This is a genomic window from Parasegetibacter sp. NRK P23, assembly GCF_023721715.1.
Classification (GTDB): Bacteria; Bacteroidota; Bacteroidia; order Chitinophagales; family Chitinophagaceae; genus Parasegetibacter.
The window spans coordinates 3051679-3076033 of sequence record NZ_JAMDLG010000001.1; the positions used below are offsets into that span (position 1 = coordinate 3051679).

The 24355-nt window shown below is 49.7% G+C and carries 15 protein-coding genes; 3 read left to right on the forward strand and 12 right to left on the reverse strand.

Annotated features, from left to right (window positions below):
- Positions 1-13: 13 nt before the first annotated feature.
- The 6 genes from M4J38_RS12290 to M4J38_RS12315 all read right to left on the reverse strand — a co-directional run bounded on the left by M4J38_RS12290 (position 14) and on the right by M4J38_RS12315 (position 10620).
- On the reverse strand, positions 14-2104 hold the full coding sequence (locus M4J38_RS12290) for a prolyl oligopeptidase family serine peptidase (RefSeq protein WP_251759900.1): 2091 nt from the start codon (positions 2102-2104) through the stop codon (positions 14-16).
- On the reverse strand, positions 2104-3225 hold the full coding sequence (locus M4J38_RS12295) for a thioredoxin domain-containing protein (RefSeq protein ID WP_251759901.1): 1122 nt from the start codon (positions 3223-3225) through the stop codon (positions 2104-2106). The genes M4J38_RS12290 and M4J38_RS12295 overlap by 1 nt, the downstream gene beginning before the upstream one ends.
- Before the next feature lie 12 nt (positions 3226-3237).
- The gene (locus tag M4J38_RS12300) at positions 3238-4167 is read right to left on the reverse strand and encodes a hypothetical protein (protein WP_251759902.1); all 930 of its coding nucleotides are present in this window, start codon (positions 4165-4167) and stop codon (positions 3238-3240) included.
- Between the two features lie 18 nt (positions 4168-4185).
- Complete coding sequence (locus tag M4J38_RS12305) at positions 4186-5724, reverse strand: RagB/SusD family nutrient uptake outer membrane protein (protein WP_251759903.1); 1539 nt, start codon at positions 5722-5724, stop codon at positions 4186-4188.
- An 18-nt stretch (positions 5725-5742) separates the two neighbouring features.
- On the reverse strand, positions 5743-9270 hold the full coding sequence (locus M4J38_RS12310) for a SusC/RagA family TonB-linked outer membrane protein (protein ID WP_251759904.1): 3528 nt from the start codon (positions 9268-9270) through the stop codon (positions 5743-5745).
- A gap of 183 nt (positions 9271-9453) precedes the next feature.
- A complete protein-coding gene (locus tag M4J38_RS12315) occupies positions 9454-10620 on the reverse strand; it encodes a FecR family protein (RefSeq protein ID WP_251759905.1) in 1167 nt (388 codons plus the stop codon).
- A 137-nt stretch (positions 10621-10757) separates the two neighbouring features.
- Between M4J38_RS12315 and M4J38_RS12320 the strand changes: the two genes are divergently transcribed.
- A complete protein-coding gene (locus M4J38_RS12320) occupies positions 10758-13670 on the forward strand; it encodes a DEAD/DEAH box helicase (protein ID WP_251759906.1) in 2913 nt (970 codons plus the stop codon).
- Here M4J38_RS12320 and M4J38_RS12325 read toward each other — a convergent pair.
- Positions 13659-14885, reverse strand: a complete 1227-nt coding sequence (locus tag M4J38_RS12325; RefSeq protein WP_251759907.1) for a proline dehydrogenase family protein — start codon at positions 14883-14885, stop codon at positions 13659-13661. The genes M4J38_RS12320 and M4J38_RS12325 overlap by 12 nt on opposite strands.
- Positions 14886-15127: 242 nt before the next feature.
- Between M4J38_RS12325 and M4J38_RS12330 the strand changes: the two genes are divergently transcribed.
- Both M4J38_RS12330 and hxpB read left to right on the forward strand, forming a co-directional pair.
- Entirely contained in the window at positions 15128-15652 is a 525-nt protein-coding gene (locus M4J38_RS12330) for an acyl-CoA thioesterase (RefSeq protein ID WP_251759908.1), read from the forward strand.
- 35 nt (positions 15653-15687) lie between these two features.
- Positions 15688-16341, forward strand: coding sequence for a hexitol phosphatase HxpB (hxpB, locus tag M4J38_RS12335; protein ID WP_251759909.1), 654 nt, complete (start codon positions 15688-15690; stop codon positions 16339-16341).
- Between the two features lie 3 nt (positions 16342-16344).
- On the opposite strand, the gene M4J38_RS12340 is transcribed toward hxpB, so the two are convergent.
- The 5 genes from M4J38_RS12340 to secY all read right to left on the reverse strand — a co-directional run bounded on the left by M4J38_RS12340 (position 16345) and on the right by secY (position 24278).
- Positions 16345-18189 (reverse strand): T9SS type A sorting domain-containing protein, encoded by a 1845-nt coding sequence (locus M4J38_RS12340; protein ID WP_251759910.1) that lies wholly within the window; start codon positions 18187-18189, stop codon positions 16345-16347.
- Positions 18190-18396: 207 nt separating this feature from the next.
- Entirely contained in the window at positions 18397-20292 is a 1896-nt protein-coding gene (gene rpsA, locus M4J38_RS12345; RefSeq protein ID WP_251759911.1) for a 30S ribosomal protein S1, read from the reverse strand.
- Between the two features lie 195 nt (positions 20293-20487).
- Positions 20488-21735 carry an NAD(P)/FAD-dependent oxidoreductase gene (locus M4J38_RS12350; protein WP_251759912.1) on the reverse strand — a complete coding sequence of 416 codons (1248 nt, stop codon included), beginning with the start codon at positions 21733-21735 and terminating at the stop codon, positions 20488-20490.
- A gap of 333 nt (positions 21736-22068) precedes the next feature.
- Positions 22069-22863: a type I methionyl aminopeptidase gene (gene map, locus M4J38_RS12355; protein WP_251759913.1), complete on the reverse strand. Its 795-nt coding sequence runs from the start codon at positions 22861-22863 to the stop codon at positions 22069-22071.
- Between the two features lie 80 nt (positions 22864-22943).
- Complete coding sequence (secY, locus tag M4J38_RS12360; RefSeq protein ID WP_251759914.1) at positions 22944-24278, reverse strand: preprotein translocase subunit SecY; 1335 nt, start codon at positions 24276-24278, stop codon at positions 22944-22946.
- Positions 24279-24355 lie beyond the last annotated feature (77 nt).

The following is a 24355-nucleotide window of genomic DNA, read 5'->3' on the forward strand; positions in this document are numbered from 1 at the left end:
GCCGGAGCCGGGTTTATAAATATTGAAGGAAGAATGCCCTTACTTTGTTTTCATAATAGGTTTTGTATGGCCCTTCGTAGTGATGCGACTGGTTGGGGAGCACGAGCAGTTCAAAGTTCTTGCCCGCTTTCACCAGCGCGTCTACGAGGCGGAAGGTGTTCCCGGGATGCACGTTGTTGTCCGTTTCGCCGGTCACCAGCAATAACCTGCCCGCCAAACGGGAAGCCAGTTCCATATTGTTTTTCACCTTGTAATTGAAAGGCTTTGTTTTGGTGGAATCATAAGCGATGCCCTGGTAGGTTTCGCCCCAGCTTTTATGGTAGAAAGCGTTGTCGTGGTTACCTGCGGAAGCCACCGCCGCTTTATAAAAGTCCGGGTAGGTGCATATCGCCGCGGCGGCCATGGCCCCGCCACCTGAATGCCCGATGATCCCAATGCGTGTGCTGTCCATGTAAGTATTGCCGCGGATCAACTGGCGCAGGCCATGCCGGTCATCTTCCAGCGCATAATCACGGAGATTGCCGTATCCATAAGTGGCATAGGCCTTTCCCCGGAATGGACTGCTCCCTCTGTGGCCCATGACCACTACGATAAACCCGGCTTCAGCAAGGGCCGCGTTGTTGTATTTGTCGAACACAGTAAAATCGGGCCACACGGTCTCCGTAAATGGTCCGGGATATACCTGGGAAATCACCGGATATTTTTTGGTGGAATCGAAGCCGGAAGGCTTCCATATCAGGCCGTACAGCAAGGTGGAATCATCCGCGGCTTTTACGGTGAAAGGCTCGGGATGACGCCACCCATAACCATACAGGCGCGAAACATCCGGTTTTTCAAGTTCCATCAATAATTTCCCGGCAAGCGACCTGACATTGATCTGTGGCGATTGGTCTATCCTGGAAAATACATCGATATAATATTTTCCATCTGGATGAAACCATACTTTATGGTGCGCGTTTTCTTTCGTGTGCAACGTTACTGTTCCGCCCTCAAGCGATACTTCATACAAATGCTGCAGGTTTGGGTTTCTGCCCCGTTCTTTTCCATAGCCATAGAAGTAGAGTTTCCTGGCACGTTCGTCCAGCCTTACTTTTCTTGCTGCCGTCCACGCCCCGTTGGTGAGGGTTCTTTTCAAATGCCCGTTCCGGTCGTACAGGTAGAAGTGCCCCCATCCGGAGCGGTCGCTCCACCAGAGCCATTCGTTTCCATTGTTTACGGGGATCACCTGGAAAAGATCTGGACTGAAATAACGATCCGTTGTTTCGGCAATGATCACCCGTATTTTCCCGGAAACCAGGTGCGCGGCGCACAGTTCAATCTGCTGGCCGGTTCTGCTTTTTCGGGTAAAGAACACTTCATTGAAAACGGGGTTGGCACCGATGATCTTCAGTTCCTGGTCCTTCCATTTTTCGATCGCCACTTTATTGATCCTGCCGGAAGTATCGCCAATGAAAAGTTCATACTGTGTAACCGCGGTATCGCCGGCCAGTTGGTATTTCCATTTTTCCAACCAGGGAAGAGATGGCATGCTGTGCACCAACGGCATTTCAAATACCTTCCGGTTATCTTCACGCAGCGCATAAAAGAAAGTGGAGCTGTCTACCCAACGGGCAACAGTAGCCGCAGGACGGTCGGCACGCTCATCCGCCTCGTATTCACCGAAGGAATAATAACGTGCGCCATCGGCGCTGAGCCGCTTTGTTTCCACACTATCGCGTTGCAGGTACAACTCGTGTCCCTTGCTGTATAATATATACCTGTCATTGGCAGCATGCTCTCCTACGCCGCGGTATTTTACAGGGCGCTTCGGACCGGGATCAGGACCGGGAATCGGGGTTTTTGTTTTCGTTACGGGATCGGCCAGCCAGTATTTTCTTACCCCGGGCGTATCTTCCCAAACATACCAGAACGCATTGGAAGCGGGCAGGAAGAATGGAACAATGTCCAGACTTCCCACCAGTTTCCGGAGCGCGGGAATATCAAATGAATCGACGGCTGCCGTTCTTTTGAGGTCCACGGGATAGGACAAGGGAGGTTGCGCTTTCAATAAACTTTGCAGTTGGATACAGAGACACAACAGCAGCAACTTCTTCACTGTTATCATCAATTAACGTTTTCATTCAGCCTTTTCAGTTGGGAATTGGCCATTGATACAAGGTGCGGATTCGTGGATGTATTGACCAGGTCGCTGAACATGCGCTTCAGGATACCGTCAAATTCATGTTTTGGAAGATGAGACATGTAGCCCCCGATGAACGGAAAGAAAACACGCTTGTGTTGCTCGGAGAACTTCGTGGTATTCGCTGCCAGTAATTCCAGCAATTCCTCATCATCCTTGCGTCCCGCGGCATCCGCGATTCTGATCAGTGCCACCAATTGTTTTTTATCTTTCATACCAGAAGCTTCGGCATACGCCACGAGGTCGTTAAACATGCCCGGCGTATAGGGTTCTTTCTTAAAGTACCAGTCGCGCAACGCATGTTCCGCCAAAGCGCCATACAGCGCCCTAATCCTGGCATCTACTGTATCCGCGGGTATCCTTTTGAGGAAGGCCTTCCTGTTCTGGACAAGGTAACGGAACGAAGCCGAATGCACATTGGAAAGGTACATGGCATATCGGTTCTCTCCAAAAAGGAACCAGTTCTCCGGGGCAGTCCTTTCTTTGGGCGAAAGCGAAGCCAGGTATTCCTTAGCGGCTTCCTGGGCAGCCGGAATTTCCTGCACCTCCACTTTCATTTTAATATAGCTTCTGCAAACTTCCGGGGACCTATCACCGGCAGCATAGGCCTGTTGTAGTGCGAATACTTTGTTGTCCGCAGCCATACCCGAACGTACAGTAGATACGAATTGAGAATCGCTCATTCCCCCGACAAATTTGAAATGAAGGGAGCCATCCGGCTTAAGAAGGAGGAAGGTTGGGAAAGCGCCCACGGCGTATTTTTTCAGCAAGGCCGGCCCCTCTCCTTTCTCCATATCCATTTTCAGGTTCACGAAATGCGCGTTCATAAACGCACCTACGTTTTCTTTAGGAAACACCTGCTTATCCATGCCTTTACAGGGTCCGCACCATTCGGTGTAACAATCTATGAAAACCAGGCGGTCTTCTTTACCGGCTTTGTTCAGCGCCTCCTGGAAGGTGATTTTCTCGAATTTCACCCCCTGCGCAAGCACGTTAATGCCTGCGAAAAAAAGTATCCCGGTTACTATCAAAAGCCATTTTTTCATACGTCGGATTTATCAGTTAAACGCGTTGCCCACGGCCTGGAGGTCAACATTGTAATTTTCTTTGTAGTAATCGCGCACGATGTTGTACCGCTGGCGGATCCTGCCATTGCTGTCTTTTGTTGTATTCAGGATTCCTTTGAAAGAAGCATCGGTATTTGGCGTACTTGTGTTCAGCGTCTGTTCGCTGGTGGTCATCATGGCGAGCATGTAGAATCCCCAATCCAGGTCGGCGTTAGGAGCGTTGTAGTAGGTGTATATGATACCTTGTCCATAAGCGACGGCCTGTGTGGTGATCGTTGCGTTGTAATTGGCCACTGCTGCGAATCGGGGTGTGGCCGTAACCATTCTTCTCAGGCCGATGCTTTGTCCGAAGATGAGGTTCAGCTTCGCTCCCGCCACTTTTACTTCCGCGGGCGTGAGGGAAGCGCCAGCCTGATTGCCATGGTTCACGCAAATGTTATCGTAATTGAACCATGCCGCCACGGGCTTAACCCCCTTTTCTGTTGTAATCGGATTAAACGATACGAACCTCGTGAATACGGAATCCACTGAACGGCACAACATGATCTTCACCGGCAGGAACTCTTTAAGGAAAGCATCAGAATAATACTTAAACCAGATGGTATCCAGCAGTTGGAGTTGGGAAGCCACATAAGCGGGATCAGCCTTTGCAGCCTCATACCCGTTGCTCCAGACGCCGGAGGCGTTCGGCGTACTGTTTTTCCAGCCTCCGGGTGTCCAATAGGTATCCTTATCGGTAAACTCATACAACAGGTATTTGCCGTATTTCTCATAAAAGTTAAGTATGGTTTGGTCGTAGGCATTGTTTCCTTGTGGTACTATGTATCCTTCTTTTCCTTCGGAAGGCAGGAGCGCATCCTCTTTTTTGTAACAGGCAACCAGGAAGAACAGTGGTAGTATATAAAGAATAATCTTTTTCATTTTAACTGAATTTGAACATTAACGGGGATTGGGTTGCAGCGCGTTGTTCGCTTCGATGGCCTGGTAAGGAACCGGCAAAGCGTAGAGCAAACTTCCGGCAGGCAGTTCGTGTTCAGAGGACTGGTTGTTCGCATCAATGAAAGTATGCTTCACCGGAACACGCCAGCGGCGGATATCGAACCAGCGGTGCCCATCTTCGAGACAGAGTTCTTTTCTCCTTTCATCCTGGCAGAACGCCCAGAGTTCATCGCCATCGGTGATGGTTACGGGTTGGTAAGGCGTATTCCGGGTATCATAGCGTGCAATGCGTAAGGTGTTCAGGTCTTCCAATGCTTTCGTGAGCGCACCCGCAGACTGATCGCCAAGCGCGTTCAGCCTGATGATGGCTTCCGCCCTGTTGAGGTACATTTCAGCCACACGAATGCCGCGGTCACCGATCGCTGTCGCATTCACCCCAATCTTTAAAGATTTCAGCGGATATTGTACGCCCGAAACGGTATACTTCACGAAATAAGAAAGATAGCGCAGGTCGCCCTGGTTACTGGTACCGGTACCTCTGTCGTACATGCCCGCCAGTTGGTTGGAAACCGTGAAAGGCGGGTGTAGATTGGCTACATTGGCAACAGCCGGAAAATAAGCGTTGGCGCCAGTGGGGTTCACCCCATAGCTCCAGATTACTTCCTGGCTCGCTGCCGGATCGTATATACCTGCCACTGAAAATACATTTGATGCATTGAAGTACGAGGAGAGCAGGGTGAGGGAAGGCTTCAGCTCAATTACCGCGGATGCGTAGGCCGCAGCTTTTTTCAGGTCTTCAGCAGTTCCTTTGTAAAGGTAGAATCGGCTCAGTACCGCTTTCGCCGTAACGTGCCCCACCCTGAAGCTGTTTGTTGGCGCGTAATATGCTTCCAGCAATTGTTCCGACTGCAAAAGGTCCTTCTCCACCTGTGCATACACTTCCTGTACGGTATTGCGCGTCTTTCTTTCATCCGATACTTTGGAAGAAAGTATCAATGGTACAGCCAGGTTGGCGGCAGGGTTCCCACCCGGTTCATCATAGGGCCTTCCATAAATATTTGCCAGCTTAAAGTAATAGTACCCGCGCAGAAAAAGCGCCTGCCCCTCCAATGCTTTTTTTTCTGTTTCCGGACCGTTCACCTTGTCTATATAGTCGAGGATCAGGTTGCAACCGTTGATCAGTTTGTAATAATTAAGCCATGAGTTCTGATCTGCTGACATGGCCGTTTCTGTTCTTTCAAACATATTAGGGTCAAACCGGAAAAGGTAATATCCGTTGTTCAGGAAACCGGTGAAGGTTCCGTTGATGTCCCCATTGGGCAGTCGGGGCACGCCATTGCACTGAATATCATCCGTAAGAAGATCAAGGTAATTATCAAAAACGTTCTGGTAAGGATACGCGGTACCAATAAGCAGCGCATACAGATCCGAGGTAGTTGTTGGTCTGATCTCATCCTGGCTGGATTCCTCCAGGAACTTACTGCAAGATGCCAGGAAGCAGGTGCAGGCGAGTAAGAGTATGGAACAATATTTTTTCATAACGTTGGTATAATGTTTTTAGAAACTTGCGTTGATCCTGAAAGAGAAGCTTCTTGTCCTGGGCTGCGCACCCGTGGCCACTTCCGCGTCGCGCCCTTTAAAATCTTTGCTCACCCAGGCGAACACGTTAGAGGCGCTAACTCCTGCTGAAAGGTTCTTCGCGCGAAGCGCCGATGCGATTTTGGCGGGCAGGTTGTAAGAAAGAGAAATACTGTTCATTCTTAAAGTGGAAGCGTCTACCACCCTTGCCGTACTGAAGTTGTACATCTGGTAAACATTGGAGTAGGTCTTCCCATCGGGCAAAAGGAAATTTCCGGAACCTGTGGGTAGCCCCGGGAAAGTGGCGGTTGTATTGGTGGGTGTCCAGCGGTTCACCAGTTCGGCGGAAAGGTTTTCGTACTCTGTTGGTAATCCGGCTGCCTGGTTATCGCCCACCACATACACTGGCGTCAGGAATTTATACCCGCCCAGTTGCAGGTACAATGAAGTGGCCACGCTGAACATCTTGTACCTGAAGCTGACCGAACTTCCTGCCGTGAGATCAGGATTCAAGGTGCCCATGTATTGCATATAGGCAGAGGGGTCAGTCAGGGGATTTCTCTTACTATCAACGGTGAGGTCAATCTTAGGAGTACCGTTGGTTTGATCGATACCATCGAAGCGGAAAGCCCAGAATCCGGAAACCGGGTATCCGTCAAGGTAGTAACTGCCGTTGGAGGCTGTTCTGAAATTAGGATTCTGCGCGCCTGCCCTTTCAAGCTTGTTGAAGACTTTCGATGTATTGAAAGAAACGGTAAGCGTGTAATCTTTCTTTTGAACCGGGATAAAAGCCATCGACACTTCAAGTCCCTTGTTGGAAAGTTCCCCTCCATTTACCGGCATGGTGGTAACGCCGTATTCGATGGGAACGTCGAGGCTGGTAATGATGTCCCTTCCTTTCTTCGTATAATACTCTACGGTACCGCTCACCCGGTTGTTCAGGAAACCGAAATCAAGTCCAAAGTTGGTGGTAGCCGTTTTTTCCCAGCGCAGGTCGCCATAAGGCAAAGAACTCACCACCAGCCTTGGTTCTCCCGTCATGAGATCGGTAGCCTGTGCGCCAACAGATGAATTAACCCTGGCAATGAGTTCCGGGCTCACATTGCTTACTATGTTCCGCTGGAAACCATAAGTTGCACGCAGACTGAATGCGGACAACCACGCCAGGTTTTTCACGAAAGGTTCGTACATCAGGTTATACCGAAGTCCCAACGCGTAAACGGGATTGAATTTTTCCCCGGTAAATTGTCCGAAACGGTTAGAGGCGTCGGAGCGCACGCTGGCGTTCAATACATAACGGTTATCGAAACTGTAATTCAGTGTTCCATATAGCCCCATGGTATTGGTAACCCTGTCGGTATATACTTTTTTAGTGAGCAGCAAAGAGTTTGGTGTAACGATGGAGCCAATTGTAGTAGAAACAGGGAGGTCTACAAAACTTTTGCCGCGTTCAGGAAGGTATCCGTAATTGGTAGTGGCGAACCCGGTATAACGTACACTGTTCGCCTCCTGGCCCAGCATGGCGGAAAAAGTATGTTTTAATGCAAAAACTTTGGAATAGCTGATGTTGTTGCGCCAGTTCCAGGACACTTTCTGGTTGTCATCGGCATTGTATTCTCCTCCGATAGGCAGCTTACTGGCACGGAAAGCGGCATCTGTCGGTTTCACTGTGCCATAGTCATACATCCTGATTTTAGCGATGTATTCCGTACGTTCCGACGCATAGGTGTACCCGTTGGTATTTGAGCTGCTGATGCTGAACATGGTATTGAACCTGATGTTCGGGCTGATATCGTAGTTCAGGTTCAGGTTGGCGTTCACGTTCACCGATTTGTTGGCGGAGCCGCTGTTCTCCAGTTCGTTGATCGCGTTAAAGAGGAATCCGCTCCGCAATTTATAATAAGACAGGCTACCAGTAGAGTCGTAAGCGGGAATAGCGCGGTTCACTTCAGAAGCATACTTGTAAGGTTCCATTTTGAAGAAACCATTCGTCTGTGCCTGGTTGCCGGAAACGCGGATCGACGCATTGAACTTGCGGCCCAGTCTTGTATTCACACCAACATTCGCCGTGAAAGTACGTTGATCGTTGCCTTTTGCCGTACCGTTATTGGTGGAATAGCCGAAAGAGGAATAATACCTGGTACTGGCGTTCCCACCTGAAAGATTCAGGTTATGATTCACACTTACGGGTGTTCTGAACAGGATATCAAACCAGTCTACATTGTTCACTTCAAGTTGTTTCACCCTTGCATTGAACTGGTCAAAAGTGGCCCTTCCGAAAAGATAATCATCAAGTGCACCAGCGTAACCGATATTGTTGGCGCTGGTCGTAGAGGTAAGTCCCCTTTCAAAAACCTCTCTGGAAACGGCGACCCGTTGTTTCGAATTCATTTTTTCCAACCGGTCGTAAGTCACCCTTTCCCCGATGTTCACCGTATTGGAATAACTCACTACCGGGGGACCTTCTTTTCCCTTCTTGGTATTGATAACGATCACCCCGTTGCCCGCACGCACCCCATAAATTGCGGTAGCCGAAGCGTCTTTCAACACAGTAATGTCTTCGATATCGTTCGGGTTGAGCCAGGCGATGGCGTTGCCCACGAAATTGCGTACAAAGTCGAAGTTATCGGGACTGATGTTCCCCAACCCGTCGAGTGTACTGGCTTTAAAAGGAAGCGGATCTTCCTGGATCATGCCGTCCACCACCCATATGGGGTCCTGCGATCCTGTAAGGGTTGACACGCCCCGCACGATGGTACGCTGGCGGGTACCTACCATACCATTATTGTTCAGCACCACCACACCGGGCAGACGCCCCTGTAAAGCCTGTTCTATGGTATTCACGCCGTTGAATGCCAGTTCGGAAGCCTTGATGGTGCTTACCGAACCCGCGACGTTCGTTTTTTTAATTTGCTGGTAACCGGTACTTACGGTTACGGTGGCCTCCATTTCGTTCACCTTCACCTTTAATACGATGGAAAGATAGGTGCCGTTTTTAACGGTCACTTCTTTGGATTCGTGCCCCACGGCGGATACCACCAATATGGTTCCGGGTTCAATATCTTTAAATTCAAACTCACCATTCTTGTCAGTGGTCCTTCCTTTTGAAGAGCCTTTAATGAGCAGGGTAACGCCTTCCAGTGGTTCTCCCTTGTCGTTACGGACGATCCCTTTCACTTCCACAGGAGGAAGTACTTCAGGTAATCCCGTGCCGGTCTTCCTTTTCACCACTACTGTTTTACCGATCACCGAATACGTAAGCGGTTGTTCGCGGAAACATATTTTCAGCGCTTCCTCCAATGGCACACCGTTCAGGTCAGCAAACACGGGTTCCGCCGATTGCAACAATGCCTCGTCGTAAAAGAATACATAGCCCGTCTGTTTCTGGATGGTTTTGAACACCGTTCCCATAGATGTTCCGTTCGCCTTAAGCGATACTTTCTGGCTGAAGCCGCGGGCGCTTACCGAGAGGCAGCAGGCGAGCAGCAGGAAACAGGTCAGTCTCATAATCAGCAGTAGTTTAGACACCCTTCTTCCTGAAAGAAGGGATAAATCTTTGAAAAGCATAAATTTGTTCTGGTTTTGGTTGAAAAAGCAGTGACAGGTCATTGCGCACGATGCCAGACCATACTCCGGGGTGTGTGTCCGCACATCCCGGTTCTGTTTCGTGCCGCGGGTGTTGTTGGTTTTTTATTTACTGAGGTACAATGTCCGCCCCTCCAAGCGGCATTTTATTTTAGTTTCTTCCAGTATCCGCATCACCTGCTGCAGGTCGGCATCCCTGGCTATACCGCCACCGAAGCGCCTTCCAGCGAGTGCAGGATCAAAATGTATGGTGATATCATACCATCTCGCAAGTTCATTCGCCAATTCACCGATACTTTGGTGGGTGAAGGCGAAGTAACCATTCTTCCAGGCCACCACATCTTCCACGTCTACCGGTATCTTCACCAGTTTGTTGCCCGCAATACCCTGTTCTCCCGGCTCCAGCAATACCGATGATTCACCGGCACTGAAACGCACGCTTCCTTCCAGCAAAGTCACTTTTACGGGTCCATTGTCGGTATAACTGTTTACATTGAAATGTGTACCCAACACCGTTGTAATGGTGTTACCGGCCACAACGGAGAAAGGCCTGGAAACATCTTTCGCTACTTCGAGGTAAGCTTCCCCGTTTACTTCCACCTGGCGACCGCCCGCACCAAAGAAGGCGGGGTAACGTACACTGCTTCCGGCGTTCAGCCATACCTGCGTACCATCACTCAACCGCAGTTGTATGGCCTTGCTGCCACGGGGGTTGGTCAAGGTATGTATCGCCGCAGTTACTTCCTTTTCTTCATATACGAGAGTGCCGTCGTCCGCTATGGAAACCGGAATACTTTTCTTAGCGGCGGCAACATGAAGACTATCCAAAGAGATACTTGTACCGTCTTCCAATGTTACAACTGCCTTCGAAATGATCGGCGCCACGATGGGCTTCGTTTGCTGAGCGATAGCTTTGGGCGTCTCATTTTTGGTAGTTGAAGGCTGCAAGAACTGGTATGCCGCCAATGCGATCAGCCCGGTAACCGCAGCAGCAACGGCCAGTTTCCGCAGGAAAATAAGTTTTGAAGGTACCTGCGACGGCGTTTTCCGGATCGCTTCGGCCCGTTCTATCGCACGCTGTAAGGTGGGTGCCCAACGCTGTTCATCGTACACCAACACCGGTTGGGTATGCTTCAGCAAAAGCGTAAGTTCTTCCCGTACAGCGGCATCGGGTGTTTCCGCGATCAAATGGAACATTTCTTCTGTTTCCGCCGCGGAAAGATTATTGTCAGCGTATTTTGAAAGCAGTATAGTAAGTCGGTTACTGGTCATATTGTAAAGGAATGTTGGCATCCCCTTTTATGAAACGATGGGAAAAAACAAAATGCCTAGTGCCGCCAAAAGTTTTTTTTCCTGGCGTGTTCACCCGGAAAGCCGTCATTAATACCCGCAATACCTATTTTTGCCGCATGGCTACTTCCAGAAAAACCATTGTGATCACCACCGGTGCAGGCGACGCGAAAAAACAAAAAGGAGAACCGGGCTTACTGATCGATCTCACCGCTGAAGGAAATCTACCCTTTGTATTGGACGGCATCCTGCTCGTGGAAGATAAACAGGGTAAAAGACTGACCCGTTTTCCATTGCTGAACGAATCTTCTTTGCTGAAATTGAATATGGTTCCGAAGGAGATCAGGACCATTCTCTTCCGGTGCACCAAACAGGCTTTACAGGAACAAACAGCCTGGTTCCGTGAAAAAAACAATGAAACGCACAGTGAATCCACGGATGCGCTCACCGCTAAAAACCTGCTCACTTTTTTCTATAACCAGTTCCAGCAACTCAAACCCTTCGCAGGCATGCTGCACTGGTTTTATACGTATATTGATCCTTTATTGAGTACCACAGCCGAAATAAAAAAAGCTGCCATCAGCGCCTATACACCCAAACTCCATTTTCACCTGCTGCGGACGCCCTCGGGAAAGCTCAGGCTGCTGGCTTATATTGATATCAATGGACAAAGTCAGCTTTGCAGCGATTTCAAACAATACGGCTTCCTGCTGCGCCACCGGAACGAATTCTTCCTGCTAAACCTACCCGATGTGGAAGCGCTCCGCCCCTTTGAACATGGTGGTTATATCGACCAGGGCGCAGTGCCGGAGGAAAAATTCATCCGTGAAAATATCCTTCCCTTAAAAGAAAAATACCCGGTGAACCTGGAAGTGCTGCTGGTAAAAAAAGAACTTACCACACCACCCGAATGCCTGGTAAGATTGAGTGAACTGAATGGTAGTTTCCTGATGATCAGACTCCAATGGCAGTACGAAGAACACCTGATTGATGATGATTTTAATACGGAGACGGTAATTGATACCGCACTTGAACGCATCACCATTAAAAGGCACCAGGAAACAGAAAAACAGGTGCGTGACATGATCCGCTCCACCAGTCCGCGTTTCAGGACGCAACCTGCCGACTATTGCTACCTGCCCTTCGCGGAAGCGGAGAAAAGCCAGTGGTTCATCAAATTCTACCGGAAACTTTCTGAACAGAACATCCCGGTAATGGGCATGGAAACACTGAAGCATTTCAGGTACAATCAACATTTTCCGACACTCTCCGTCAAAAGGACCACGAAAGACCAGGGGTATATCGACCTGCAATTCGAAGTGATGTACGGCCCCGAAAAAGCGCAGCTGCCCGATATCAAAAAAGCCATGCAGTTCCACCAGCCGTTTATCCTCCTGAAAGATGGCTCCCTGGGCATTATACCGGAAGAATGGAACAAACAATATGAAACCCTGCTCCGGCTGGGAACCGTCGATAAAAACACGCTTCGGCTCTCCGATAAACACTGGAACCTGATCGATCATTACCTCGGAACAGAAGCGGGGGAAAAACCCATTCTGAAAAAAGATTTCACGGTAAAATGGCAGCAACACCAACAGCAACCGGGCACCGTATTCCAGGTTCCCGGCGAGGTAAAAGCCAACCTGCGCGACTACCAGAAGGCCGGCTTCGAATGGTTCTGTCTGCTCGACGAAGCCCAATGGGGCGGCTGTCTTGCCGATGATATGGGATTGGGTAAAACATTGCAGACCATCAGCTTTCTCCGTTTCTTATTGAAAAAATACCCGGGAGAAAAACACCTGGTAGTTTGTCCAACCTCACTGATGTACAACTGGGAGGCCGAACTTAAAAAGTTTACGCCGGATGTTGCTTACGCCATTTATCACGGTGCAGACAGGCGTTTTTCCACGGTGGAATCGGAAGAACACAGCATCGTGATTACGAGTTACGGCACCATCAGGTCAGACATCGCGAAGTTCATGCAGCACAGTTTCGGGTATGTATTCCTGGATGAAAGTCATGTCATCAAAAACCCCGACTCCCTCACCGCAAGAGCCGTATTACAATTGAATGCGCGGAACCGCATCATCCTGAGTGGCACACCGATCCAGAACAATACGATGGATCTCTACACCCAAATGCAGTTCATCAACCCGGGACTACTCGGCAACAAAGCGGCGTTCCGCGACCTGTTCGTTCAACCGATCGATAAGTTCGGGGATGCGTCGCGCACCGCTGAACTCCGCAAACTGATTCATCCATTCCTGCTGCGCAGGACAAAAGAGCAGGTAGCTACCGACCTTCCGGCCAAAACAGAGATCATCCAATGGTGCGAAATGACGGAAGCTCAAAAACGCATATATGATACCGTTAAAGAACAATACAGGGAGACTTTGTTGGGAAAAGTAAAAGAAGAAGGTATCGGTTCCAGCACTGTATATATCCTCGAAGGGCTTACACGGCTGCGCCAGGTATGTAATGCGCCGCAATTGGTGCCGGGCTACGAAGACATTACCGATATGCCGGTAAAAATGGAAGAGTTGCTCCGCTCCCTCAACGAGATCGGCGAAGGACATAAGGCCCTCGTATTCTCCCAGTTCACGGGAATGCTGAAGCTGATTGCACAAAAACTGGAAGAGCAGGGCATTCCGTTCCTCTACCTCGATGGGCAAACGAAGGCGGAACACCGGCAACTGCTGGTGAAACAGTTCCAGGAAACCAATGACCACCCGGTATTCCTGATCTCTTTAAAAGCAGGTGGCGTGGGGCTTACACTTACCGCGGCCGACTACGTGTACCTCGTGGATCCCTGGTGGAATCCCGCCGCAGAGCAACAGGCCATCGACCGGACGCACCGCATCGGGCAACAACAAAAAGTATTCGCCTACAAAATGATCTGCCGCGATTCCGTGGAAGAAAAAATACTGCACCTCCAGGAAAGGAAGAAATCACTTTCTGAAGAACTGATCAGTGAAGATTCCGGCTTCATCAAAAAACTCACGGAAGAAGATATCGCTTACCTATTTGGCTGATTTTCTCCTTTGCAGTTCTTTTTTGATCAGGCCCAGTTCCCGACCGGTTTGCCCGGATACGGAACTGTTTTCCTGCGCCCTGCGCATCAGGTAAGGAATCACATCTTCGATGGGCCCGAACGGCAGGTATTTACTCACCGGGCAACCCGCCTCAGCGAGGTTAAACGTAATGTTATCGCTCATCCCATACAACTGTGAAAAATGGATGTGGGGATAATCCATTGGCAATCCACGCTGCGCCAGGAGCTTAGTGGCGTATAAGTTGCTGTATTCGTTGTGTGAGGCCACGATGAGTCCGATCTCCTCGAGGTGCGCGATGGCATATTCCAGCGCCAGGTTATAATCTCTGTCGCTGGCCTCCTTACTAGGTTGAATGGGTGAAGCATAGCCCATTTCAGCGGCGCGTTTCCGTTCCTTTTCCATGTAAGCGCCGCGTACGATTTTCGCGCCCAGCAGGAAGTTCCTGCTTTTCGTTGTTTGGTGACTGTCTTTGAGGAATTGCAGCCTGTCGTGGCGGTACAATTGAATCGTATTGTACACCACCACTTTTTCCTTGTTGAACAATGCCATCATCTGCATGGTGAGCGCATCCACCGGGTCCTGTATCCAGGATTCCTCGGCATCCACGAGTACACCTATTCCTTTTTCAGCCGCGGCGGTGCATATCCTTTGCATACGCGCCACCACCTTGTTCCATTCTTCTTTTTCTTCAGGCGTAAGCGCCTCTGTATGCACCGTTCCTTCAAAACCGCTTTTATCGCCGGAGGCGGCATCCAGTTTTTCGAGCAGGGCGAACCTGGCAAAACCGGTCACCTTGATGCTCATGAAGGGTATATTCTTTTGCGTGGCGGCGTATTCAATCACCCGGATGAACTCGTCGGTAGCATGGTCAAATCCATGTTCTCCGTCTTCTCCTCCTTCTACTCCGTAATCCAGGATCACCTGCACGTGGTAGGCGCCGAGTTTATCCGCGACTTTTGCAGTCTGTTCCAGTGTTTCACCACCTACGAATTGTTCGAAGATGGTATTCCTGATGATTCCTTTTACGGGAAGCCCGGATTTTATGGCCCAGGGCGTAAGACGTGTACCGATCTTCACCAGTGGCGCGATGCCCATACAGGAAAAGAGAAAATGCGCTTTTTTAAGATCCTTGTCAGATTTATATGCAAATGCATTGGCTGTATTATCGAATGATAATGCAGGGTGTTGATTCATACAGGCTGATTTAACAGAGCGCAAAAGTACAGCATCTGGGCCTGACTGCGCACCGTTTTTTAACGTACAACGCCGAAAAACTTACCGCAATCGATTGTATGCAGTTGGCGACGTTTTGAAGCAGAAAAAGCACAGCTTCCGGACGTATGAACACGGTGGTTTGAAACAGAAAAACACCATGCGCCCATTTACCTGCACCCGCTGGCGGAAAAGGCACTATCTTCGCAAAAATTTTAAGCGGAATGGAGATCAAAGCGAAAAAAGTCAGCGATTCGGCTATTATCATGACGGAACTCGTGCTTCCGAACGACACCAATGTTTTTGGTAACCTGATGGGTGGCAGGTTGATGTATTGGATGGACATTGCTGCCGCACTGGCTGCGGGTAAACATTGCAATGCACCGGTGGTAACTGCGTCCGTTGACAATATTTCCTTTGAGGCACCCATTAAACTCGGTAATGTGGTGCACATTGAAGCGAAAGTTACCCGTGCTTTCAATTCTTCCATGGAAGTACACCTGAATGTATGGGGTGAGGACCACACGCACCAGTACAAATACAAGAGCAACGAGGCCTATTATACTTTCGTGGCGCTGGACCCCAACCGCAAGCCGCGTCCTGTTCCCCAACTCGTGGTGGAAACAGACGAAGAAAGGAAGTTGTTTGAAGGCGCGCTCCGCCGCCGTCAGATCCGCCTGATACTCGGGGGCAAAATGAAACCCGATGATGCCACTGAACTGAAAGCGCTGTTCGGCATCACGAAATAACCATTCCTTTTTAAGCTTTTCTGAAACTGTCCCTTATGCAAGCTGCGGTGATTTTCGATATGGATGGATTGCTGGTAGATTCCGAACCACTCTGGAAAGAAGCGGCCGATGTACTACTGGGTAAATACGGGATTAAACTCTCGCTGGAAGAATACGAAAAAACGACGGGGTTGCGTACCCGCGAATTCCTGGACTGGTGGTTCAGGACCTATAATCTTCCCCTGGAAAATATTCCATCCGCTGAAAAAGAGATCGTGGAACTCGTGATCGAAAAAGTGCACGAAAAAGGGAAAGCCATGCCGGGCGTGGAATACATCCTGCGCTTCTTCAAGGAACGAAACTTCCGTATCGGACTTGCTTCTTCCTCCCCCATGTACATGATCGAAAACGTGATCCGTTTCCTGGGGATTGAAAACGCTTTTGATGCCATCACTTCCGCGGGCGATCTTGCTTATGGCAAACCGCACCCCGAAGTGTACCTGAACTGCGCGAACGCTTTAGGCGTGGTCCCCACACAATGTTTGTGTTTTGAGGATTCCTTCAATGGCATGATCGCCGCCAAAGCAGCCAAGATGAAGTGCGTGGTAGTACCCGCGCAACACCAACAGCAGATGGCCAGGTGGGCGGCAGCGGACCTTAAAATAGCCGCGCTCTCCAACTTCAACCAACTGCTGCTGAATACGATCTGACCATTATTTACCGATCACCAGTTTGGAAGTGCGCATTGTTACGCCATCCCAGGCTTTTAGCAAGTAAATACCTGGCGGATATTGGTCCAAAGCGATAATCCATGTATTGTTTCCCGCAATCGCACGTTCATTCCATTGCTTCAGCATTCGGCCCGAAAGGTCCACAAGGCTCAGTTGCACTGATCCGGGCTTTTCTGTTTTAAGCATGACCGCCGTGAAACCCACAGCTGGATTGGGTTGAAGCACCATCTCGTTGGCATTGGCGTTGCCCATCCGCAACAAAACAGTATTGGTATAATACGGCTGAACGCCGGGTGCAGCTACTCTGATCCTATAGAATGTTTTTTCAAATAAAGCCTGCTCAGACCATTGGTAATTTGCTGTTCCTTTACCATTCAGTTTTGCCACCAATTTAAAGTTGGTTCCGTCTTCAGCTTTTTCTACCTGGTATTCCGTACCGGGCGTTTCATCCGCCACCATCCAGTGGAGCGTGTGTTGCGATCCGGTATTCCTTCCACCGAAATAAAGTACTCGTGTGGGCAGGATAGCATTGATCAATACCTGGACGCCTGTATTTGAAGTACCTGCACCCGAAGCTGCCGCTACGCCATCGGTTTCATTTAATCCCCCATTACCTGGCAGTGTTTGTAAAGTAGCATTGGTGGGTGGGGCAGAACTGAGCATTACAGCGCCTTGTCCGCCGCCGCCGCCACCGCCATGCTGACCCGTATAATTCACATTCCCACCATTCCCGCCATTGGCCCGAATGGTAAGGGGCGCGGTAGCTGCGATGCTCCAGGAAGAGCAGTCTATATATACCGTGCCGCCTGCACCTGCCCCTCCGGCACCGTCGTTTCCAACGTTAGCGGACGTTGCGCCATCTGATCGGATTCCTAAGCCGGTTGCGGTACCGGTTGTGCGGATACTACCAGCGGATATCAAAACAATTCCACCTCCATTTCCACCTGCGGTATTGTTGTTATCATTGCCCTCTCCTGCTCCTCCACCGCCGCCCATAAAAATACGGTTGGCCAGCGAATAGGTGCCTAATGCAATGCCGCCCATTCCCCCTGCACCGGTGGAGCATCCCCACCCTGGTCCGCCTTCTCCTCCCGCGGTGATGTGTCCGCCGCCACCACCTCCGGCATTATGGCTATTGCCGCCGCCGCCGCCAGAGAGGATGCGCGCGCGCCCGGCTGCATGGTTGTTGGACGTGGATTTGTAAATACCTTCCCCTTTGTTGCCATGTTCATCGTCTGCGCTTACACGGTAACTGGAAGTCGCTTCGCATGAACCCGCGTTCCCATTGTTCGTGGCGCCTCCCCGGAACCCAAGTCCCGAAGCGGATATATTGTGCGCGATGGTCAGGGTACCCTGCACCTGGAAAGCAAGTATACCGCCAATATTGCCGTTCCAGGCCAAAGGGGCCATTGTTCCGGTAGTAGTATAATTGGGCGACCCCAGCCGTGGGAAACTCACGACCTGCACGCTTGAATTGCCATTGATATTATACGTGTATTGAAGATCAGCGGAAAGGGTAAGTTGTGTGGGTAGTCCCGCGGCTTCCGTGTGCGATTGAATATACGCCAACTCGAAGCGGCCCGCCTGCCTGATGTCACTTAAAAGACCAAAATTGACATTGTTCCCACTGTAGCTTCCGATCACATTATCCTGCATCTGAATGATGATCACCTGCTCACCGTCTTCAAAGGTGTCGAAAGATTCATTGACCAGTGTAAGGTTAAGCCTGTTGGTTCCGGTAAGTGAAGCAACTTTAGCATAGGCATTCACCTGCGCCTTCGTTTGCAGGCATAGGAAAAGGCATAAAAGGGTGTAAAGGTTTTTCATAACCTGGAATTAAATTGGATAATGGATGCTAACAGGCTTGAAAACGATAAGTGTTTTTACTTATTGTACTAAGTGTATTATTTATATTTAGTAAGCGTTTATTTTGATAATAATCAATATTTATACTAGTAACCGATCGCTGAATGGCATAAAAAAACGGGAACATCTGAAAAAGATGTTCCCGTTTACTATTGAAAACAGGTTAAACTATCCGTTGTTTTCGTCTCCGCCTTCCAGCTTCTTCTTCAGTTCAGCCAGTACGCCGAGGTCACCAAGCGTGGTTTTTTCAACCTTGCTTTGCAGGTTTTTCACCGCTTTTTTGGTTTTTTCAGCATCCGCTTTGGCTTCTTTACGGGCAGCGTCTTTTTCGCTGGCCTGTACTTGTTCCCAGATGCGGGTATGGCTTACTACGATGCGCTTTTCGTTGCGGTCGAATTCAATTACCATGAAAGGCAATGTTTCGTCGGCCACTACGGTTTTACCATCTTCCTTGTTGAGGTGACGGTTAGGCGCGAATCCTTCGAGACCATAAGGCAGGGATACTACCGCGCCTTTGTCGTCTTTCTTGATCACTGTAGCTTCGTGCACGGATCCAACAGGGAAAGATTCTTCCAGGGCGTTCCATGGATCTTCTTCCAGTTGTTTGTGACCCAGTTGCAGTTTGCGGTTTTCTTTATCGATACCCAGGATGATCACTTCGATTTCAGCGCCAACTTTAGTATAGTCGGTTGGGTGGTTGAAGCGTTTCAGCCAGCTCAGGTCGCTGATGTGGATCATGCCGCCGATGCCGGGTTCCAGTTCAACGAATACGCCATAGGGAGTGATGTTTTTAACCACACCTTTGTGACGGCTGTCGAGCGGGAATTTGTTTTCGATGGTATTCCAGGGATCTTCTGTCATTTGTTTGATAGACAGCGACATTTTGCGGGCGTCTTTGTCGAGGGTTACGATCTTCGCCTGGTATTCATCACCCAGTTTGAAGAATTCCTTCGCATTGATCGGAGAGTTGGCCCATGTAATTTCTGATACGTGTACCAGACCTTCCACACCTGGCATGATTTCCAGGAATGCGCCGTAGTCTTCGATGTTTACCACTTTACCTTTCACCACCTGTCCTTCGCCAACACCTTCAGGCAGCACGTCCCATGGGTGTGGGGTCAGTTGTTTCAGGCCGAGAGAGATACGTTTTTTGTCGTCGTCGAAATCCAGTACAACCACGTTCAGTTTCTGATCGAGTTTCAGTACTTCTGAAGGGTGGTTGATACGTCCCCAACTGATATCGGTGATATACAGGAGGCCGTCGAGTCCGCCCAGGTCCATGAACGCACCGAAGTCGGTGATGTTCTTGATGGTACCTTCGAGTACCTGACCTTTTTCGAGCTTGCTCATGATCTCCGCACGTTGTGCTTCGATATCGCTTTCGATCAGCGCTTTGTGGGAAACTACGGCATTCTTGATGGCTTCGTTTACTTTCACCACTTTGAATTCCATTGTTTTTCCTACGAACTGATCGTAATCTGTAACGGGCTTCACGTCGATCTGAGAACCCGGCAGGAAGGTTTCCATACCGAATACGTCTACGATCAGGCCGCCTTTGGTTTTGCTGGTAACGGTACCTGTAACCACTTCACCTGTTTTATGAACCTCAACGATTCTTTCCCAGGCGCGGGTGATACGGGCTTGTTTGCGGCTCAGGTGAAGGTGCCCTTGCCTGTCTTCTTTCTCTACCACCATCACTTCCACTTCATCACCTGTTTTCAGGCCCTGAAGGTCACGGAATTCGTTGAGAGAAACCAGACCATCGGATTTGAAGCCGATGTTGATCACAACGTCAGTTTTGGTAAGACCAACTACGATACCGGTCACCATTTCGTTGTCGTTGATCACTTTGAAAGTGTCGTCGTAAACCTTGTCGTATTTTTCTTTCTCGTCTTTAGAGTAAGAAGATACGTTGCGTTTGTCGATGCTCCAGTCGAAATCATCGTGCGCAGTATCAAACTGCGTAGGAGCGGCAGGTGCATTTGTTGTCGCTGTAGAGGTAGCTTCGGCCGCTACGTTCTCCTGCTGATCAGCGTTTTCGTTAATAATTTGATTTTCTGACATAAAAAAGCCCCGATTGTTTTTTATTCGGGACGGCAAAGTTACGTTTTTTTTCCGTACTAGCGGTGGCACCGGTTACAAAAAAACGGGGTTAGGAGCAGTGAAAATACAGGGTTGGGATGCGTGATTTTACAGGGGGACCACCCGTTTTATTCAATAGTTGCCAGGCAAGAAAAACACCATCGCGAATATTTTAACTTATTCACTGCTTTTCAATGCATTAAAAGAAGTTGCTACCGCTTTCGCGGCGATGAAACCGCTGGTCCAGGCGTGCTGGAAGTTAAATCCTCCGGTGATGCCATCCACATCCATGATTTCTCCGGCAAAGTAAAGATCAGGTACGATCCGGCTCATCATGGTGTTCGGATCAATCTCCGCAAGATCAATCCCTCCGGCCGTAACGAATTCTTCCTTAAAAGTTGTTTTTCCTTTTACGGCATGTTCCTGTGCCGTACAGTTTTTAATGAGCAGGTTCTGCGCTTTTGCCGGGAGATCGGCCCATCTTGTATCGGGATGAATATCGGATTGAAGGAGCAGGTATTCCCAGAAGCGCTGGGGCAGGCCCAGCGGATTGCGGTTGACGATCTTCTGCGCAGCAAGCGCGAAGCGCCACTCCCGGAACTTCTCCTTTAAAGAGTGTTCATTGTAATCCGGTACCCAGTTGATGAGTACGGCAAACTGGTACTGCTTCTCCTCCAGTTCCCGGGCGCCCCAGGCCGATAGTTTCAATACGGCGGGTCCGCTCAGTCCCCAGTGGGTAATCAGTACAGCGCCTTTCTCCACTAATTTTGTGCCCGCGATTTTCACCTGCGCATCCGGAATGCTGATGCCCATCAGGTCCCGGATCGAATTTCCCGGCATATTGAAGGTGAACAAGGAAGGAACCGGGGAACTGAAGCTGTGCCCCAAAGCGCTTATCCAGTTGAACTGCTCCGCTTTCGCGAAGCCGCCGCAGGCGATCACCACATGTTTCGCATATACTTTACCGGTGCTTGTTTCCAGTTCAAATAAATCCGCTTGTTTCACGATGGATTGCACGGCACAACTAAGGCGGAAATGCACACTGTATTTGTTCACCTCCCGCATCAGCGCTTCTATTACCGATTGTGAATCATCCGATACCGGGAACATTCTTCCGTCCGCTTCTGCTTTGATGGGTACGCCTCTGCTTTCGAACCAGGCGATGGTATCTTTGGTAAAGAACTGGTGGAAGGTTTTTTTGAGGAATTTTTCTCCGCGCGGGTAGCGTTTCACCATCTCGGAGATGCTGGTGAGGTTGTGGGTGAGGTTGCATCGCCCGCCGCCGGAAACTTTTACTTTGGAGAGGAGACGGTGGGATTTTTCCAACACGAGGATGCGTATACCCGGGGCCATCGAGGCGGCGTTGGCAGCGGTGAAGCAGCCGGCGGCGCCGCCGCCTATGATGATGAGATCGGGATGTTGCATGGTGTTGTTTTTTTCACGCCATTGTTTCTAAGCACGCATTGTTTCGTATCGTATCACGCAAAGACGCTAAGAAACAAGGACGCAAGGCGTTGTTTGTGTTTGGGGACGTTTATTTAGAAGAGATTTCTTTCTCGCGACGACGCAACGGGTGATGGCTGATTTTTCACGCGGTTGCTTCATTCCTCGCAACGCAGCGACGCGGCGGGCTTGTTTTTTTAATTAAGGCGAACAATTGTAAAGTATGTTGATTAATGTGTTCCTGCAAATGAATTCTACACAAATCGAATACTGTGAACTTTGCCCCTCTCCCCGGGGAGAGGGGGTGGGGTGAGGCTACTTCGTCAACTCCGGATTCGCCCTTTCAGCCGCTTCAATCACCGAGTAATCAGAAAGAATGAGTGCTTTGCCTTTCTTTACGCATACATTGTGTTCGAAGTGTACGCTGGGTTTGCCATCTTTGGTGCGGATGGTCCAGCCGTCGTCTTCGGTATAGACATCTTTTTTACCAAGGTTGATCATGGGTTCAATGGCGAGGGTGATGTTTTCTTTCAACATGGTGCCCGTTCCGCGTTTGCCGTAGTTGGGGACCTGCGGGTCTTCGTGCATCGTTTTGCCCAGGCCGTGCCCAACCAATTCGCGGACCACGCCATAACCGTGTTTCTTCTCAGTATGTTCCTGGATGGCCCAGGCCACATCTCCTATCCTGTTCCCGGCGATCGCCTTTTCGATTCCTTTGTACAGTGACTCTTTGGTTACTTTCACCAGTTCAATCACTTCAGGCGCTGCATTGCCCAGGATGAATGTATAGGCGTGTTCTCCCACATATCCATCCTTCGTGATCCCCAGATCGATGCTGACGATATCACCATCTTTCAACGGGGTATCGTTGGGAAATCCGTGTACCACCACGTCATTCACCGAGGCGCAGATGCTGAAGGGGTAACCATGAAAGTTCAGGAATGTGGCGATGCCCCCCTGTTTCTTCACATAATCCGCACAGAACTTATCAATTTCAAGTGTGGTAAGACCGGGTTTAAGCATAGCGGCCACTTCGGCCAACCCCTGGCTCACGAGGCGCGCATTGCGCTGCATGATCGCGATCTCCGCTTCCGTTTTATAAAAAATCATATTCTTTGAACGCATACTGTTATTAAAAGAAAACCTGTTGAGATTGCTCCCAACAGGCTACTATGACATCTAAAAATGAATTACATAGATACCGGGGAAGCCGTTTGGCGACCCTGGATACGACCGGTCTTCATCAGGCCATCGTACTGACGCATCAGCAACTGGGTCTCAATCTGCTGTAATGTATCCAGTACAACCCCCACCATGATGAGCAAAGAAGTACCTCCGAAGAAGGAAGCGAATCCCTGCGTTACACCAAGGCGTTGCGCGAAGCCGGGCAGGATACCTACCAATGCCAGCAATACGGCGCCGGGAAGGGTGATCTTATCCATTACCGCACCGATATAATCGGCGGTGGGCTGTCCGGGCTTGATACCAGGAATAAAACCGTTGTTCCTTTTCAGGTCGTCGGCAATTTGTTTCGGGTTGAAGATCAAAGCTGTGTAGAGGAAGGTGAAACCAATTACCACAACAGCGTAAATGATCATATACACCGCATCTTTGGGGTCAGAGAAAATCCTCGCGATACCTTGTCCGGTTTCAAATTTGGTGAAAGAGAACAAAGTAGGCAGGAACATGATGGCCTGGGCGAAGATGATCGGCATTACACCGGCACCGTTCACTTTCAGCGGCAGGAACTGGCGCGCACCACCGAACTGGCGGTTGCCTACAATCTGCTTCGCATACTGAATAGGAATACGACGTACACCTTGTACCAGCACGATCAGTCCCATGATGATGGCGATCAGTACGGCCATCTCAATGAGGAAGATCAGGATTCCACCGCCACCGCCGGTACCTTTAGCCTGCAATTCCTGCACAAATGATTGCGGGAGACGAGCGAGGATACCTACCATGATGATGATGGAAGTACCGTTTCCAAGACCTTTATCAGTAATCTTTTCACCGAGCCACATCACGAACAGGGTACCTGCCGTAAGGGTGAACACGGTGGACAACCAGAAGTATTGGGAGAAACTCTCGATCAAAGCGCCCTGGCTGGACTGTTTCAGATAAGCCACGTAAGCCGCGCCCTGCACGAGGGTAACACCCACGGTGAGGTAACGGGTCCATTGGTTGATCTTTTTCCGTCCGCTTTCTCCTTCTTTCTGAATCTTTTGCATGCTGGGAACGAGTATCGTCATCAGCTGCATAAAGATGGAAGCGGAGATATAGGGCATGATACCGAGTGCGAAAATAGAGGCCATGGAGAAGGCGCCACCTGCGAAAGTATCGATCAGTCCCAGCGCACCTTCTTTGGCGCGGCTGAGGTCCAGTTTATTGGGATCGATACCCGGCAGAACGATGTGTGCACCGGCTCTGTAAACAGCAACAAGAAGAAGTGTAGTAATGATCTTACTGCGCAGTTCGTCTATGCTCCAAATGTTCTTCAGTGTTTGAAATAATTTCTTCACGGGTGTTAGTAATTAGTTGTGAATACCCCAAAATAAAAAAAGACGCATTCCTAAATGCGTCTGGCAAGTTACGGAAA

Coding starts and splice junctions, on each gene's coding strand:
- map (WP_251759913.1), bottom strand. CDS start 22,863: ATGATTTTTTATAAAACGGAAGCGGAGATCGCGATCATGCAGCGCAAT.
- M4J38_RS12300 (WP_251759902.1), bottom strand. CDS start 4,167: ATGAAAAAGATTATTCTTTATATACTACCACTGTTCTTCCTGGTTGCC.
- M4J38_RS12330 (WP_251759908.1), top strand. CDS start 15,128: ATGGAGATCAAAGCGAAAAAAGTCAGCGATTCGGCTATTATCATGACG.
- M4J38_RS12315 (WP_251759905.1), bottom strand. CDS start 10,620: ATGACCAGTAACCGACTTACTATACTGCTTTCAAAATACGCTGACAAT.
- M4J38_RS12325 (WP_251759907.1), bottom strand. CDS start 14,885: ATGAATCAACACCCTGCATTATCATTCGATAATACAGCCAATGCATTT.
- M4J38_RS12340 (WP_251759910.1), bottom strand. CDS start 18,189: ATGAAAAACCTTTACACCCTTTTATGCCTTTTCCTATGCCTGCAAACG.
- M4J38_RS12350 (WP_251759912.1), bottom strand. CDS start 21,735: ATGCAACATCCCGATCTCATCATCATAGGCGGCGGCGCCGCCGGCTGC.
- rpsA (WP_251759911.1), bottom strand. CDS start 20,292: ATGTCAGAAAATCAAATTATTAACGAAAACGCTGATCAGCAGGAGAAC.
- M4J38_RS12305 (WP_251759903.1), bottom strand. CDS start 5,724: ATGAAAAAATATTGTTCCATACTCTTACTCGCCTGCACCTGCTTCCTG.
- M4J38_RS12295 (WP_251759901.1), bottom strand. CDS start 3,225: ATGAAAAAATGGCTTTTGATAGTAACCGGGATACTTTTTTTCGCAGGC.
- M4J38_RS12320 (WP_251759906.1), top strand. CDS start 10,758: ATGGCTACTTCCAGAAAAACCATTGTGATCACCACCGGTGCAGGCGAC.
- M4J38_RS12290 (WP_251759900.1), bottom strand. CDS start 2,104: ATGATAACAGTGAAGAAGTTGCTGCTGTTGTGTCTCTGTATCCAACTG.
- hxpB (WP_251759909.1), top strand. CDS start 15,688: ATGCAAGCTGCGGTGATTTTCGATATGGATGGATTGCTGGTAGATTCC.
- M4J38_RS12310 (WP_251759904.1), bottom strand. CDS start 9,270: ATGAGACTGACCTGTTTCCTGCTGCTCGCCTGCTGCCTCTCGGTAAGC.